The sequence below is a fragment of the Pandoraea commovens genome (genome assembly GCF_902459615.1).
Taxonomy (GTDB): Bacteria; Pseudomonadota; Gammaproteobacteria; order Burkholderiales; family Burkholderiaceae; genus Pandoraea; species Pandoraea commovens.
On sequence record NZ_CABPSA010000005.1, the window covers coordinates 246,240 to 260,647 of the forward strand.

Sequence of the window (14,408 nt, forward strand, 5' to 3'; positions counted from 1 at the left end):
AGCTTACGCCTTGCCCGGCTGCATGCGCTCGAGCTCCGCCTTCGCCAGATTCTTCAGATGGCGACGCAGACGCACGATGCCCATGTCGTGCTGATACAGATGTTCGTTCTGGTTGGCGTCCGGCTCCATGTCTTCGAGCATCACGCGGTCCTGCTCCAGCACGTTCCAGTGACGTGCTTCCAGACGATTGCGATACAGGAAGCGCCACGTGTCGCGCTGCCAGCCGTCGAGCTTGCGGCAGCGCCAGTGGAACACGGCGGCCAGCGTCGGCGAGATCGGCGTATAGCTGCCCACGATCACGAAGTTACCTCCGGGGCCACCGGTCTTCGGATACGGAATCTCGAGACGCATCCAGTGCGTGCCCGTGTCGGCCCATTCGGTCCAGTCGAAGTTCACATCGCGCTGGCCTTCCTTCTCGAACACGAAGCCACGGTCGGTATCGCGAATGCGGAATGCCGCCGTGTTGTCGCCCTCGGCCATCGAGTGCGATTGCTTGTGGAGATACGTGCCGTGCATCGGGTCCATCACGTTATCGAGCACGTAACGGTAATCGCCCTTCCACTCCGTGTAGCAGAGGAACGACGAGAATTCGCCGTCGGCGTCGAGTTCTTCCGGCAGCACCAGCGGCGGCGGCGTCTCGATGTTCTCGGTGGCGTTGTACAACCAGATCGCCTCGTTGCGCTCGACGATGTGATACGCCTGCGTCGGACGCGAGCCTTCGAGCTTGCAACCCGGGCTGCCCGGCACACGCATGACCGTGCCGTCACAACGCACCTGCACGCCGTGATAACCGCAGGCGATGCGGTCGCCCATCACGATGCCCTTCGAGAGCGGCGCGCCGCGATGCGGGCAGTGATCGTCGAGGGCATGCACCTTGTTGTCCTGATCGCGCCAGAACACGAGCTTCTTGCCCAGACGGCGCAGCGAGACCGGCTCGCGGCCGATCATGTGCGACGGACAAATCGGGTACCAGAGATTCTTCAGGCCGCGCTCAAGCACGGCGTCGGCGGTGAGGATAGGTTGTTGCGTAGTCATGGGGGGACCTCCATCGCGAGCGCCGCGCAAGCGGCCATCGCGCTATGTAATGTTTTTACTCTTCGGCTAGTCGTGCGATCTGCGCTTTGTAGACGTCTTCCGTCCACAAGTCGCCTTCCTGCGGGCCGGGGCCGGTGCGATTCAGGTAGGCCACGAGGCCCGCCAGATCGTGCGTGCCCGACGCGTAGGCGCGCTCGATGGCGTCGCCCAGCAGGCTTTCGTATTGCGTCGGCTCATGACGACGCGCTTGATGCGGTTCCAGATAACGGTCCATCACTTCCCTCCATTACGTACCCGCTCGCGAATACGCGCGTGCACGGGTACAAAGTCGTACGTCGGATAGCATTCGGTGCGAAACACGCCCCAGGCCGAGCGTTCCAGTTCCACGTTCACGACCGGCAGCAAATGCGGCGGCAGTTCCAGCGTGACGATCTGGCCGAAGCCCATCGCCACGGTCCACGACACCACCTTGACGCCTGCGGGCGGGAATCGCTCCCACCATTCGGCCGCCTTCAGACGCTCCTGAAAATCCTCGAGATTGTTCGACTGATCGTGACGCAGGAACACCGTCAGCATCATGGTCTCGGGCTGGGCGGCGCCCGGTGCGGTTTCGCTCATTGCTCTCTCGCCTGTCGCTTACTGCACGAACTGGTTGGTGAACAGGTCTTCCGGCTTGGACTTCTCACGGATGACCTTCTCTTGTGCGTAGAAGTCCTGCAACTTCGTCACACGTGCCGGATCGAACGCGCCCAGACGTTGCTGGCCCGGATACACATTGCGGGCGTAGTACGTGAGGATCTTCTCGATCTCGGCTTCCTTACCCTTGTAAGCAGGCACGGCGGCGCAGTATTCCTTCGCAGCGCCCGCCGGATCGCGCATGATTTCTGCGACCGACTTGATCGTCGCGCGCACGAACTTGCGGATCATCTCCGGTTTCTCGGCGATCGTCTTGTCCGAAGCCAGAATCGCCTGCGCCATGCCCGGGAAATACTTGTCGGTCGACGTCATCGTGATCTTCACGCCAGCGTCTTCGATGTTCTGCGCCCACTCCGGCGTGCCGACCATCGCTTCCGCCTTACCCGTCGCCACCTGCTGCCAGACGCCCGCCGGGCCTGCGCCCTGAATGCGCGCATCGTTACGCGTGAGACCGGCCGAGGCGAGCAGGCCGAGCGTCGCGTAGAAGCCGGTGTCCTGATAAGCCAGCACGGTGATCGTCTTGCCCTTCAGATCGGCGGGCGACTTGATGTTGGCGTCATCACGCACGACCAGCTGGTGCAGCGTGCGGCCGCCGAGCAGCGCCACGCCCTTGATGGGAATGCCGTTCGGACGCAGCACGATCGGCGTATCACCCAGACCGCCGCCCAGATCGCCGTTACCGGACGCAAGCTGCTTGCCCACGTCGGCGCCGCCCTGCACGGTCAGCCAGCGCACCGACAGGCCTTCTGCCGCGTAGTAGCCCTTCTTCTCGGCCAGCATCAGCGGCGCGAAGGCCGGCAGGTTCGCCGGGGCCGGGAGCAGATAAGTGATCTGCTGCGTCGCAGGCTGCTGCGCCATCACCGGTGCGGCCACGCCGCTGAGTCCCGCCACGGCACACAGACCCGCCGTCAGAAAGGCGCGACGCGCCAACGATGCACGGAAAATCGACAACATATCTTTGCCTCGCTCAAGTTTCGGATGTCCGCGATGCCCCGTGCATCGCGGCTTGCCACTGTCATTGCCTACTTCTGCCACCTACGTCAGACCCGACCCGCCCAGGCGAGCGGGTTCTCGTTCAGGCCCCAGTAAAGGCTCTTCTGATTCGTGTATTCCAGCAGTCCCAGACGCCCCTTCTCGCGGCCCATACCGCTCTCCTTCCAGCCGCCGAACGGCGTCGAGATGGAGAACTGCTTATAGGTATTGATCCAGACGGTGCCTGTCTCCAGCGCACGGCCCACACGCCACGCACGCTTGAAGTCGCGCGTCCAGATACCGGCAGCCAGCCCGTAGACGCTGTCGTTGGCCTCGGCCAGCAGATCGGCTTCGTTCTCGAACGGCAGCACGGCCAGCACCGGCCCGAAGATCTCTTCCTGCACCATGCGCGCCTGATTCGTCAGGCCCGCGATGATCGTCGGCTGATAGAAGTAGCCCTTCTCGCGACCGTCGCCCGCAGGACGCTCGCCGCCGCAAAGCAGTCGACCGCCCTCTTCCAGCCCGATAGCGACGTAGCGCTCGATGGAGTCGCGATGCGACGACGTCACGAGCGGCCCCATCTGCGTGTCCTCACGCAGCGGATCGCCCACGCGCAATTGCTTCGCACCGGCAACCAGACGCTCGACGAACGTGTCGAAGATCGCTTTGTGAACGAACAGACGCGAGCCTGCGATGCACGACTCGCCCGACGAACTGAAGATGCCGTAGAGCACACCGGCCACGGCGTGATCGATGTCGGCGTCTTCGAACACGATGGTCGGCGACTTGCCGCCGAGTTCGAGCGAGACCGGCATCAGCTTCTCTGCGGCGAGACGCGCGATGCCGCGCCCCACTTCCGTGCCGCCGGTGAACGCCACCTTCCTGACCTTCGGATGACGCACGAGAATGTCGCCGATGACCGAGCCCTTGCCCGGCAGCACCGACAACACCCCGCGCGGCACACCGGCGGCTTCGCAGATGCGGCCGAGTTCGAGCGAGGCGAGCGGCGTGACTTCCGCCGGTTTGAGCACCACGGCGTTGCCTGCGGCGAGTGCCGGAGCCAGCTTCTGGGCGTCAGACGCAATCGGCGAATTCCACGGCGTGATGGCGGCCACCACACCCAGCGGCTCATGCACGCTCATCGTCAGAAAGTCGCCGCGCGACGGCGTGAGCGTCTCTTCCAGCGTCTCCAGGCACGAGGCGAAGTAGCGGAACGTGCCCGCCGCACTCGCGACCAGCGCGCGCGTCTCGCTGATCGGCTTGCCGTTGTCGCGGCGTTGCAGATGCGCGAGCGCTTCGGCGCGTTGCGTGATGCCGTCGGCCACACGATGCAGCACGGCTGCGCGCTGATGCGGCTTCAGGCCTGCCCAGTCGGCACGACGCCACGCGGCGTCTGCGGCTTCGACCGCTTCGACGGCATCGTCGGCACCCGCAGCGGCGATCTCGGCATTTACGCTTTCGTCCGCCGGATACAGGCTTTGATAGCGCTTACCGGTACCGGCACGCCACTCGCCGCCGACCAGAATGTCGCTCGAAAACCCGTGCAGCAAATCTTGATGGCTCATGACTCTCTTCCTGCTAGATCACACAGTTCGCGACGCGATTGCGCAGTGCGCGAATGGCCGAGTACGCGGTGAGCGCCGACGTCTTGGGGTTGTCCGGCAACGGCTTGCCGCACATCTCCAGCGACATTTCGCCGAACGCACCGCGCGCCGCGATGTGATGCACGTTGCGCGTGCTCGTCGGGTCGGCGATCAGACGCACGCGCGTCGCGTCGAGTCCCAACCCGGCAATGGCGACGGTCGCCGCGACGTTCGCGTTCTTCGGGTACAGACGCGCAGCATCCCGGGCGCTGCCTTCAAAGATCACGGTCGCTGTGGTGAGCGTCGCGAGATCGCAGACCTGCTCGGCGGGCGTGCCCTGCCAGCCCATCGGCGGCTTGCGGCCCGTGTACAGCACTTCGTCCAGCCCGCCTTCACGAGCAGCGGCGATGGCGTCGATGCCACCGATCGCACCGGAGAGCAGCGTGACGGTCGATGCACCATCCTTCGCCGCCTGTTCCAGCGCTGCCAGCAGATCGGTATCCGAAAGCGCGCCAATCGACGCCACCGCGCAGTCGACACCCGACTTGAGCAGCGGCACGACGTGCCCCGAGAGTGCGCTGTGTCCGGCGCATTCCAGAACGAAGTCCGGACGGCTTGAGAGCGCTTGCGCCGACGACACCACTTCGGTGCCCGCACGCACGCTGCCGCGCACGCGCTCAGCAGCGTCTTCCGGCACGATCACATGGCCCACGCGCAGATACGGATCGCTCGCGCACGCTTCGTACACTTTCGAGCCAATCGCGCCGAAGCCGATGAGTGCGACGTCAACCGGACGATGATTCAATTCATGCATTCGCAGGCTCCCGAACCGGCGGACCGGCGAAATGCGACGCGAAGTTGCCGACCGACAGCATGTCGACTTCGAGCAGCACCGGACCGTCGTAAGCGACGGCGCGGGCCACGGCCCCTTCCGCCTGATCGATGGACGTAATGCGCTCGTGCTTGAGTTGCAGGCTCGCGCAGAACGCGGCGAAGTCCGGCTGATGCAGTTGCACGTAATGACGACGGCCACCGTACTGCGCATCCTGAATATTGCGGATCACGCCATAGCACTGATCGTTCATCAGCAGAATCACGACGGGCGCCTTCTCCTGCACAGCGGTCGCGAGTTCGCCCACGTTCACCATCAGGCCGCCGTCGCCGCACAGTGCGACGGTCTTCTTCGCATTACCCGCGAGCGCGGCGCCAATGCCCATCTGCATGCCCTGACCGATGCCGCCACCAAGTGCATGCACCCCGGCGCGCGGCGAGAAGATCTTCAGCAGACGGTTGCCCCACGTGCTGTTCGAGATCGTGACGTCGCGCACCCAGTTGAAGTCGCGACCGAGCGAGCCTTGCAGCGCTGCCACAAGTTGACGGTATGGGCCGAGGCCTTCAGCGACTTGCTTCACGGCAGCGTCGCGCGCCGCAGCGAGGTCAGCGTGGAATGCCGGATCGACCGAGAGACGACCTTGCAGACGGTCGGCGAGCGCATTCAGCACGCTTGCCGCGTCGCCCTGAATGAAAAGGTCGTTGCGATAGCCACGGTTGTCGGCCAGTCCGTCGGCATCGACGCGATACAGCGGACGCGGCAGCGCCAGCTTGTACTTGAGCGTTTCGTTACCGCGCAGACGCGAGCCGACTACGAGCACCGCGTCACACGTCTTGTAGAACTTCTCGACCGTCGGGTGGATGTTGAATGCACCCAGCGTCGCCGCGTGGTCTTCCGGCACGATGCCGCGACCCTGCACGCTCGTCACCACGCCGAAGCCCATGTCGACCAGACGCTTGACGGCCGCTTCCGCGCCGCGTGCACCGCCCCCCAGCCACAGCAGCGGACGATGCGCCGACGCCAGTTTGTCGGCCAGCGCAGCGACGCGCGCGTCGTCGTGCGTCGGCACGGCGATGTGTGGGGCAGACAGATCGGTCGGCCATTCGATTTCTGCGGCCTGAATGTCGATGGGGATCTCGACGCTGACCGGCCCGGTCGGCGCAGTCAACGCAGCGCGCACCGCTTCGCGCACCGTCGCGAGCGCCGTATCGACGCAGCGCACACGGTAGGCGGCCTTCGAGATCGAGTTGAGCATGCTCAGCTGATCCGGGGCTTCGTGGATATAAGCGAGATCGCGGTCGAGGAACTCGGTTTCGATCTGCCCGGTGATGTGCAACACCGGCGTGCCTGCCGTAAGCGCTTCGACCATCGCACCGGCCGCGTTACCGGCAGCCGTGCCCGTGCTCGTGAACGCAACACCGAGTCCACCGGACACGCGCGACAGGCCGTCGGCCATGTTCAGTGCACCGGCTTCGCCGCGTGCGCCGACGTAACGGATTTTTTCGCGGCGCGCGATGGCGTCGAGGATCGGCATGTTGTGAATCGAGATCACGCCGAATGCGGTCTGCACGCCGCACTGTTCGAGAAACGCCGCGATGACTTCGCCGACGGTGGTTTTGTTAGACATGTCTTGCCAAGCCTCCGGAAACATCGATGTGGCTGCCCGTCGTATAGGACGACTGCGGGCTTGCCAGGAAAAAGATCGCTGCGGCCGCCTCTTCAGGCTTGCCCAGACGTTGCAACTGAATTTGCTTCTTGCGTGCGAGTTCGCCGGTCCACTCCGACCACGTCTTGCTGTCGCCCGCCTCTTGCGCGGCGGCGTAACGACGACGCCACTGTCCCGACTCGACCAGCCCGATCAGAATCGCGTTGACGCGCACGCCATCGGGCGCGAATTCGCCCGCCATCGAACGCACGAGGTTCTGCACGCCCGCACGCGCCGACGACGTCGCCACCATGTGCGGCTCCGGTTGCAGCGCGAGCAGCGAGTTGACGCAGACGATGGCGGCGTCACCCGTCTCGCGTGCGGCGTCGCGCAGCATCGGCAGGCAAGCGCGCGTGGTGCGGATCACGCTGAAGTACTTCAGTTCGAGTTCTTCGCGCCAGGCGTCGTCGGTCGTGTCGGCAAACGTCGACACACGCCCTTGGCCCGCGTTGTTCACCAGCATGTCGAGACGACCGAATTCGCCACGGATGCGCTCGACCAGTGCGGTGACGTCGCCCTCATCGAGCACGTTGCACTGCGCGGCGATGAGACGCGCCTGCGGATGACGCTCGCGCAGATGCGCTTCGGCTTGCGCCAGCCGCTCGGGGTTGCGTCCGCAGATGGCGACGGCGGCCCCGGCGTCGAGCAGGCGCTCGGCGGTCGCCAGCCCGATGCCGGACGTGCCGCCCGTGACCAGCGCTGCGCGCGAGGAAAGGTCGATCTTGATCATTTGAGTCCCAGTGACTTCATGTAGGGGGTAGACTTGCCGTCGCTGCCCGGGCGGTAATTCAGACGGTGCGAGAGCGCATCGGCCGCTTCGCGCACCTGACCGATCAGGCCCGCGTCGAGCATCGATGCGTCGATATTGGCGCGCGGAATCGTGACCGTGATGGCCGCGCAGATGCGGCCCACGTCGTTGCGCACCGGTGCGCTCACCACGCTGATGCCGCGCTCGAACGACGAGGCCGACACGGCATAGCCACGCTCGGCGTCTTCGCGCACGCGCTCGAACAGTTCGGTCAGCGACTCGGGCGTCTGCGGCGTGAATTTCTCCAGCGTCTTCTCGGGATAGAGCGCACGCAGTTCGGTGAGCGTCAGATCGCCCATCAGCACGTGACCGTGCACCGTGGCGTGCGCAGGCAAACGCGTGCCGACGTTGACCTTGATCGAGTTGAAGACGCCCGCCACGCTTTGCGCCTTCGCGACGAACACGATGTCGCGGCCGTCGCGAATCACGATGTGCGACGTCAGTTGGGTCGCGTCGCGCAGGCGCTCGATGATCGGAATGCCGAGGTCGGTCAGTTCCAGCGAGCTGAGGTATTCGAAGCCCAGACGCAGCACGGCCACGCCCAGACGGAAGTTCTTTTCGCTTCCTGCGCGCTCAAGAAAGCCCATGGCTTCGAGCGTCTGCAACAGACGGAAGACCGTCGTACGCGGAATGCCCAGCCGTTGCGACAGTTCCGGCGCACTGAACACCGGTTCGCGCGGCGAGAATTGCGTGAGGATGCGCAGGCCGCGCTCAAGACCCGGCACGAGGTAGCGGGACTCGGCGGCGCCTTCGACGACGGCATCGCCATCGAGCGAGACGTTTTGATCGTCATGCATCGTGTCGACTTCGGTGAGCGCTTCGCGCTTCGGTGCGGCCGGTGCCATCTCAGCGCTCCCCTGCCGCGACACGTTCGAGCCACGCGGCGAGCGCAGCATTCAGCACGTCCGGCGTTTCGATGTACGACGCGTGGCCTGCACCGTCGATAACTTGCAGCGGCACGCCCGCGATTTTCGCGATGACTTCGCACGCGGCAGGCGACGTGATGCCGTCCTGCGCACCCACGGCCACCGCAACGGGACCTGCCTTGGCGCTCACGTACTGTGCGAGTTCGCCAGCGACGTCGCCATTCGAGAGCAGGTGCGTCGCCTGACGGTAGCCGACCGGCAACACCCGCGACATATTCCATTTCACCCACGCGCGCGGCAGATCGGCGGCGCCGGGCGCGACGAGGTTGTCGCTGCGCTCACGCGCCATGCCTGCGGGACCGAGCTTGTCGAGCATCGCCAGACGGCTGTCGCGCTTGGACAGACGTACCTCAGCATCGGCGCGGGCGTAGCCATTGGCAGGCGAGCAGAGAAAGAGGCCGCGCACGCGTTGCGGCGCGCGGCTTGCAAACTTCGTTGCCATGATCGCGCCCAGCGAATGGCCCACCAGCGCCACACGATCCAGACCGAGCGTGTCGAGCCACGCTTCAAGGGCGTCGGCATAGGCGTCGGGATGCGGTTCGGCGGCAGCGACATTCGACGTCGCGCCGTAGCCGGGTGCATCCCAGGCGTACAGCTTTGCATCGAGCCCCGTGGCTTCGAACTGCGCCAACCAGGACGCCGCGCCGGAGCCGATGCCGTGCAGCATCACGACCGGCACACCGGCGTCGTTCTCAGTGCCCACGCAGCGATAGCCGACGGTGCCCGCCCGCGTGGCGACTGTGCGATACGCAAACGCGTCCAGCCGTGCGCGCAAGGGCGCGACGACATCGTCTTCTGGCACTTCGTGTTGATGGGCTTCGGCTTGCATGGCGGCTTTCGTCTAACTTTTACGGACTCGATGCAGACTTCCGACTGCGTGAATTTCTGCCGATGCCGCGCGCGCATTCGACACACGGACACCGGACTTTTCTTTGCGGACTTACTTCATTTCGCGCTTGATCTTCGCGAGCGGCGAATCCGGCGGATACGTCGGCGTGACCGGCTTTTGCGAGCCGAGCATCACGCACATCAGCGCGTCTTCGTCGCCGATGTTGATTTCCGTGCGGTACACGCCCGGCGGCACCGAGATCAGATCGCGCTCGCCGAGAATCGCTTCCCACGTTTCACCGTCGCGCTCGCAGATCACCTTCATCTTTCCGCGCATGACGAAGAAGATTTCCTCGACGTCCATGTGGATGTGGCTCGGGCCGATGTTGCCTGCCGGGATCACCATCGTGGAGAACGTAAAGTGACCGGCAGGCACGGTGTTGACGTCCTTGGCCACACCGGTGCCGCCCGTGCCGACGTAGCGCATCTGCGCACGGCGGTACTTCGGGTCGTAGTCGGCCTGGAACTTGAGGGCGTCCCAGTCGTATTTGCGCGTCGAGAAACGGGCGACGCGGGTCTCCAGCCAATCGCCGAATGCCTGACCTTCGGTCTGCGTCCAGCTCTCGACGGCCTGCGGCGTCGCGGTGTTTTTAGCGTCGGCTTGCGCCATGATCTAACTCCTGAAAGGCGTTGCGAATGAGAGTGGCTCGTCAGGGCATGACGAAGCCGCCGTTGACCGGCAGAACCTGCCCGGTCACGAAACGGGATGCGTCGGAGAGCAGGAACAGCACCGGGCCGACGACGTCGTCCGGCACCTGCGCGCGCGGCAGCGCACGTCCCTCCAGATAGTGGCGATGGCGCGCCGCCGGCACATACGCCGTGGCTTCGACTTCGACGAGCCCCGGCGCGATGGCGTTGACGGTGATGCCGTCCGGGCCAAGTTCGCGCGCGAGCGAACGCGTCATCGACATGACCGCGCCCTTGCTGGCGGTGTAGGCGAGCAGGCGCGGTGCGCCCCACAGCGCCGTGTCGGACGCGATGTTCACGACGCGGCCCTGACCCGAGGCGCGCAGGAACGGCAGCGCAGCCATCGTCATGAGCCACGTGCCGCGCACATTGACGTTCATCACGGCGTCCCACGTCTCGACGCTCAGCTCGGTGGCCATCTTGCCGCCCGAGTTGGTGATCGCACCGTTGTTGACGAGTCCGTCGATGCCGCCCATCTGCTGGCCCGCCGCTTGCGCCGCAGCTTCCACCGATGCGGGGTCCGACAGATCGACACGGACGAACGACACGCCATGTCCGGCGTCCTGCAATTCCGCAGCGAGCGCTTCACCGACATGCGCTGCGATGTCGGCGATCGTCACTTGCGCACCACGCGCCACGGCGGCACGCACGAAGCCTTCGCCAAGACCGCGAGCACCGCCGGTGATCAGCAGCTTCTTGCCGTCGAGCGGCGGCAGCGCGTCGATATCGAGTGGCATCACCGGAAGGGTCGACAGTTCGTTCACGATTCGATTCCTTGTGAAGTCCGGCGCTCAGGCGATGTTCATGGCCGCACGCGGCACGTAATGCAGTGCACGACGCTCGAGCCAGACCACCGCCGCGTAGGCCGCGATACCGATGACGGTCAGCCCGGCAATCGCGACGAACACCATTGCGGTATTGCCCTGCCCTTCGCCGTACACCAGCAGATAGCCGAGGCCACGGTCGCCACCGACCAGCTCGCCGACGGTCACGCCGATCACGGCCAGCGTCGACGCGATGCGCAGCCCGGCGAACAATGCCTGCATGGCCGACGGGAATTCCACGAAGCGGAAGATCTGCCAGCGGCGGCCGCACAGCGCACGCACCAGATTGACCATGTCGGGATCGACCGAGCGCACCGCACCCAGCACGTTGATCATCACGGGGAAGAAGACGATCAGCACCGCGACGAGAATCTTCGGGTAGATCGTGTAACCCATCCACATCACGAACAGCGGCGCGAACGCGACCTTCGGCGCGATCTGCAACGCGAGGATGTACGGCGAGAGCATGGCTTCGGTCGATGGCGACAAACCGAGGATCACGCCGATCAGCACGCCCAGCGCCGAGCCGATCACAAAACCGGCGATCACTTCGAGCGCCGTCACGCCGATGTGCAGCCACAGGTTTTCCACCTGGAACATGCGCACGCCTTCGACCAGCGTCGACGACAGCTTGGGCAACACGAATTCGGGCACGCCGAACGCCGTCGGGCCCCATTGCCACACGGCCGCGAAGAGCAACAGCAGCACGAAGCTACCGGCGGTCAGTTGCGTTTTGGAAAGGGATTTCATAGCGGAGATTCCAGTGTCTTGTGCGAAGTGCGAGCCAGTGCCGATCAACCGAGGTGGTCGTCGCGACCGACCTTGAGCAGTTCCATCAGATGCGCGACGTACTCGTTCATGCCCGCTTGCTTGCGGCGCTCGATGGGGTTGTCGCGGTGCGGCAGATCGACGGTGATCTCTTCGATGATCGTGCCGGGACGCTCGCTCATCACGAACACGCGGTCCGACAACGCAATCGCTTCGGCGAGATCGTGGGTGATCATCAGCGCCGTCTTGCCTTCACTGGCGAGCATCTGCGCGAGATCCTGCTGAAGCACCATCTTGGTTTGCGCATCGAGTGCCGAGAACGGCTCGTCCATGAGCAGCACGTCCGGCTCCACAGCCAGCGTGCGGGCGAGTGCCGCGCGTTGACGCATGCCCCCCGAGAGCTGGTGCGGGTAGTGGTTCTCAAATCCCTTGAGGTGGCAACGTGCAAGCAACGCCTTCGCGACTTCGGCGCGCTCGGCCTTGCTGCGGCCGCGAATCTGCATGCCGAGTTCGACGTTCTTCTGAATCGAACGCCACGGCATGAGCAAGTCCTTTTGCAGCATGAACGCGACTTGTTGCGACGGGCCACGCACCGGCTTGCCCGCCAGCGTCACCTGCCCTTCGCTGGGCGCGTACAGACCGGCGCCCATGTTGAGCAGCGTGCTCTTGCCGCAGCCGCTCGGGCCGATCAGCGAGACGAACTCACCGGCCTTGATGCCGATGGACACGTCCGAGACGGCGGTCATCTCGCCCTTGCCCTGGCGATTTTTGAAACGACGCGTGACGCCGCGATATTCGATAGCGAACGGCAACGGTGCCGCTGCGGGCTGCTTCTCACGCGCTCCGGCATACGCCTCGGCTACGTTTGCGTCCTTCAACTGAATCGACCTGAGCATGGGAAACCACCGTGTTTCTGGATGTTCAACTTGCCTCGGGCAGCCTGCGGCGACGGTTCGCTTGCACGGCTTGCCAGCCTGTCTTTCTCTTTCGCGTCACGTTTCATATGTGAAACGTTGATTTACTTATGGATCAATTATAGGGAGTGATGGCCGCAGTCAAAATTGTTTTTTGACTAGGGGAAACCCGAATTCATGGGCTTTCCGGGGGAGGCGCGATGTTTTGAGCAAAAAAAGCGCCGACGGGCAAAAGCCGGCCGGCGCATCAAGAGAGACCACTGGGTGAAAAAGTAAAAGTGCGGATTAGCGTCAGAACGAGTGGTGCACGCCCGACATGATCACGAGCTGGTTCGACGTCGACGACGGGCTGATCGTGTTGATCGCGGTCACCGCGCCGTTGCCGCTCGCGTGCTGGTACGCGCCGCTCACGTAGACCTGCGTGCGCTTGGAGAACGCATAGACGTCGCCAAGGCTGACCTGCGTCCAGCGCTTGCCGGACATGTTGGTCGTGGCCGCGCCGAAAGTGATCGTGTTCGGCACGCTCGTTGCGAAGTTCACACCGGCGTCGAACGATTGATAGGTGTCGTTGTAGCCAGGGGACTGAAGCTTCACGCGCGTGTACAGCGCGTGCAGCAGCCACGGCCCGAAGCCATAGGACACACCCGCGCCCATGTTCTCGACGTTCGATGCCGCGTAGGTCGCCACCGGCTGGCCCTGGAACGTGGCACCGCCGAGCGCCGCAACGTTCGGCGTGCGGTTGTTCTCGTTCGAGTAGACCGCCGATGCCTTGAAGCCACCGTTCGTGTAGTTCGCCGCCGCACTCCACTTCCGACCGTTCGCGAAGTTCGTGTTGTTGCCGAACGAGAGCATCGCGCCCGCCTTGAAGCCCATGTAATCCGGCGTGACGTAGCGCACCGAGTTATCGACCTGCACGACGGACGTGTTGGCGAGTTCGTCGAGGTTGCCCGGGTGGAACATGTACCAGTTCATGCCCAGATAGGCCGTGCTGAACGGGCCCAGCCAGTCGAAGTTGAACGTGGTCATGTGGCCGATGGTGAGCGTACCCATCTTGTCCGACTGCAAGCCGACCCACGACTGACGGTTGAACATCGACCCCGCCTTGATCGTGTTGCCCGTGAGGGTCGAGAAGCCGTTTTCCAGCAAGAAGATGGCGCGATTGCCGCCGCCCAGATCTTCCACGCCACGCAGACCCCAGCGGTCCGGCTGCGAGCCGCCCTGCTGAGCAATCCAGTTCGAACTGCCGCCCTGGTTGTTCACGAATGCCACCCCGGCATCCATGCTGCCGTACAGCGTGACGTTGCTCTGTGCGTGTGCTGCGACCGGCACGCCGAGCGCCAGCAGCGTTGCCGCCGCGACCGTCGTCATGCCCGGGATCCGCCCCATCGGAAACCGCTTCATCTGTGAACTCCTGTCGTTCGATGATTCGAGAACGATGGATACGTCCACCAAAAGCGCAACCAGGCACCGGTCATCGGCACCCAATACGCTTGTTTTGTGACGTTCCACCTGTGAAACGTTGGATTACTTATGAAACCAACTGAGCGAAGCTTAGGCCAGGAGACTCTCGTCGCTTGCAGCGGAGATGCACGAATTGATGGCGGCAAATTGGCGTGATAACGCGCGTGCGTCGGTTCACCGGTGGTGCGTCTGTCCCTGTGAATAGCGGCACCAAACGTCCCGCCGACGTAGCCGCAAGTCCCGGCACGTCGACGTCCGGCGTTGCAGCGGTTGCTCGGGATTTACCCGAGGAAGGCTTGCGGTCGATCG

The 14,408-nt window shown here is 64.3% G+C and carries 15 protein-coding genes; all 15 read right to left on the minus strand.

The features are described from left to right. Nucleotides 1-3: 3 nt before the first annotated feature. Entirely contained in the window at nucleotides 4-1,035 is a 1,032-nt protein-coding gene (locus tag PCO31010_RS16330; protein WP_150665171.1) for an aromatic ring-hydroxylating oxygenase subunit alpha, read from the minus strand. A gap of 55 nt (nucleotides 1,036-1,090) precedes the next feature. Next, nucleotides 1,091-1,309, minus strand: coding sequence for a recombinase-like helix-turn-helix domain-containing protein (locus tag PCO31010_RS16335; protein WP_150665172.1), 219 nt, complete (start codon nucleotides 1,307-1,309; stop codon nucleotides 1,091-1,093). Then, complete coding sequence (locus PCO31010_RS16340; protein ID WP_150665173.1) at nucleotides 1,309-1,653, minus strand: hypothetical protein; 345 nt, start codon at nucleotides 1,651-1,653, stop codon at nucleotides 1,309-1,311. Before PCO31010_RS16340 ends, PCO31010_RS16335 begins: the two co-directional genes overlap by 1 nt. A gap of 18 nt (nucleotides 1,654-1,671) precedes the next feature. Then, nucleotides 1,672-2,685 carry an ABC transporter substrate-binding protein gene (locus tag PCO31010_RS16345; RefSeq protein ID WP_150665174.1) on the minus strand — a complete coding sequence of 338 codons (1,014 nt, stop codon included), beginning with the start codon at nucleotides 2,683-2,685 and terminating at the stop codon, nucleotides 1,672-1,674. 86 nt (nucleotides 2,686-2,771) lie between these two features. Continuing rightward, nucleotides 2,772-4,268 carry an aldehyde dehydrogenase gene (locus PCO31010_RS16350; protein ID WP_150665175.1) on the minus strand — a complete coding sequence of 499 codons (1,497 nt, stop codon included), beginning with the start codon at nucleotides 4,266-4,268 and terminating at the stop codon, nucleotides 2,772-2,774. 13 nt (nucleotides 4,269-4,281) lie between these two features. After that, nucleotides 4,282-5,100 (minus strand): aspartate dehydrogenase, encoded by an 819-nt coding sequence (locus PCO31010_RS16355; RefSeq protein WP_150577662.1) that lies wholly within the window; start codon nucleotides 5,098-5,100, stop codon nucleotides 4,282-4,284. Next, the gene (locus PCO31010_RS16360) at nucleotides 5,093-6,745 is read right to left on the minus strand and encodes a thiamine pyrophosphate-binding protein (protein ID WP_150665176.1); all 1,653 of its coding nucleotides are present in this window, start codon (nucleotides 6,743-6,745) and stop codon (nucleotides 5,093-5,095) included. Before PCO31010_RS16360 ends, PCO31010_RS16355 begins: the two co-directional genes overlap by 8 nt. Then, nucleotides 6,738-7,553, minus strand: a complete 816-nt coding sequence (locus tag PCO31010_RS16365; protein WP_150665177.1) for an SDR family oxidoreductase — start codon at nucleotides 7,551-7,553, stop codon at nucleotides 6,738-6,740. The genes PCO31010_RS16360 and PCO31010_RS16365 overlap by 8 nt, the downstream gene beginning before the upstream one ends. Further along, nucleotides 7,550-8,428 (minus strand): IclR family transcriptional regulator, encoded by an 879-nt coding sequence (locus PCO31010_RS16370; protein ID WP_174984868.1) that lies wholly within the window; start codon nucleotides 8,426-8,428, stop codon nucleotides 7,550-7,552. The genes PCO31010_RS16365 and PCO31010_RS16370 overlap by 4 nt, the downstream gene beginning before the upstream one ends. Nucleotides 8,429-8,477: 49 nt before the next feature. Next, entirely contained in the window at nucleotides 8,478-9,386 is a 909-nt protein-coding gene (locus PCO31010_RS16375; protein ID WP_150665178.1) for an alpha/beta fold hydrolase, read from the minus strand. Between the two features lie 111 nt (nucleotides 9,387-9,497). Continuing rightward, nucleotides 9,498-10,055, minus strand: coding sequence for a cupin domain-containing protein (locus tag PCO31010_RS16380; protein WP_039400236.1), 558 nt, complete (start codon nucleotides 10,053-10,055; stop codon nucleotides 9,498-9,500). A 40-nt stretch (nucleotides 10,056-10,095) separates the two neighbouring features. Next, nucleotides 10,096-10,869 (minus strand): SDR family oxidoreductase, encoded by a 774-nt coding sequence (locus tag PCO31010_RS16385; protein ID WP_150665318.1) that lies wholly within the window; start codon nucleotides 10,867-10,869, stop codon nucleotides 10,096-10,098. 54 nt (nucleotides 10,870-10,923) lie between these two features. Then, nucleotides 10,924-11,706 carry an ABC transporter permease gene (locus PCO31010_RS16390; protein ID WP_150577656.1) on the minus strand — a complete coding sequence of 261 codons (783 nt, stop codon included), beginning with the start codon at nucleotides 11,704-11,706 and terminating at the stop codon, nucleotides 10,924-10,926. Nucleotides 11,707-11,750: 44 nt separating this feature from the next. After that, entirely contained in the window at nucleotides 11,751-12,620 is an 870-nt protein-coding gene (locus tag PCO31010_RS16395; protein ID WP_150665179.1) for an ABC transporter ATP-binding protein, read from the minus strand. A gap of 309 nt (nucleotides 12,621-12,929) precedes the next feature. Next, nucleotides 12,930-14,006: a porin gene (locus PCO31010_RS16400; RefSeq protein WP_174984871.1), complete on the minus strand. Its 1,077-nt coding sequence runs from the start codon at nucleotides 14,004-14,006 to the stop codon at nucleotides 12,930-12,932. Between the last annotated feature and the right edge of the window lie 402 nt (nucleotides 14,007-14,408).

What these genes read in the sequence shown, in the direction of transcription:
- PCO31010_RS16330 (WP_150665171.1), bottom strand. Translation starts at nt 1,035, where the DNA reads ATGACTACGCAACAACCTATCCTCACCGCCGACGCCGTGCTTGAGCGC.
- PCO31010_RS16335 (WP_150665172.1), bottom strand. Translation starts at nt 1,309, where the DNA reads ATGGACCGTTATCTGGAACCGCATCAAGCGCGTCGTCATGAGCCGACG.
- PCO31010_RS16340 (WP_150665173.1), bottom strand. Translation starts at nt 1,653, where the DNA reads ATGAGCGAAACCGCACCGGGCGCCGCCCAGCCCGAGACCATGATGCTG.
- PCO31010_RS16345 (WP_150665174.1), bottom strand. Translation starts at nt 2,685, where the DNA reads ATGTTGTCGATTTTCCGTGCATCGTTGGCGCGTCGCGCCTTTCTGACG.
- PCO31010_RS16350 (WP_150665175.1), bottom strand. Translation starts at nt 4,268, where the DNA reads ATGAGCCATCAAGATTTGCTGCACGGGTTTTCGAGCGACATTCTGGTC.
- PCO31010_RS16355 (WP_150577662.1), bottom strand. Translation starts at nt 5,100, where the DNA reads ATGCATGAATTGAATCATCGTCCGGTTGACGTCGCACTCATCGGCTTC.
- PCO31010_RS16360 (WP_150665176.1), bottom strand. Translation starts at nt 6,745, where the DNA reads ATGTCTAACAAAACCACCGTCGGCGAAGTCATCGCGGCGTTTCTCGAA.
- PCO31010_RS16365 (WP_150665177.1), bottom strand. Translation starts at nt 7,553, where the DNA reads ATGATCAAGATCGACCTTTCCTCGCGCGCAGCGCTGGTCACGGGCGGC.
- PCO31010_RS16370 (WP_174984868.1), bottom strand. Translation starts at nt 8,428, where the DNA reads ATGCATGACGATCAAAACGTCTCGCTCGATGGCGATGCCGTCGTCGAA.
- PCO31010_RS16375 (WP_150665178.1), bottom strand. Translation starts at nt 9,386, where the DNA reads ATGCAAGCCGAAGCCCATCAACACGAAGTGCCAGAAGACGATGTCGTC.
- PCO31010_RS16380 (WP_039400236.1), bottom strand. Translation starts at nt 10,055, where the DNA reads ATGGCGCAAGCCGACGCTAAAAACACCGCGACGCCGCAGGCCGTCGAG.
- PCO31010_RS16385 (WP_150665318.1), bottom strand. Translation starts at nt 10,869, where the DNA reads ATGCCACTCGATATCGACGCGCTGCCGCCGCTCGACGGCAAGAAGCTG.
- PCO31010_RS16390 (WP_150577656.1), bottom strand. Translation starts at nt 11,706, where the DNA reads ATGAAATCCCTTTCCAAAACGCAACTGACCGCCGGTAGCTTCGTGCTG.
- PCO31010_RS16395 (WP_150665179.1), bottom strand. Translation starts at nt 12,620, where the DNA reads ATGCTCAGGTCGATTCAGTTGAAGGACGCAAACGTAGCCGAGGCGTAT.
- PCO31010_RS16400 (WP_174984871.1), bottom strand. Translation starts at nt 14,006, where the DNA reads ATGACGACGGTCGCGGCGGCAACGCTGCTGGCGCTCGGCGTGCCGGTC.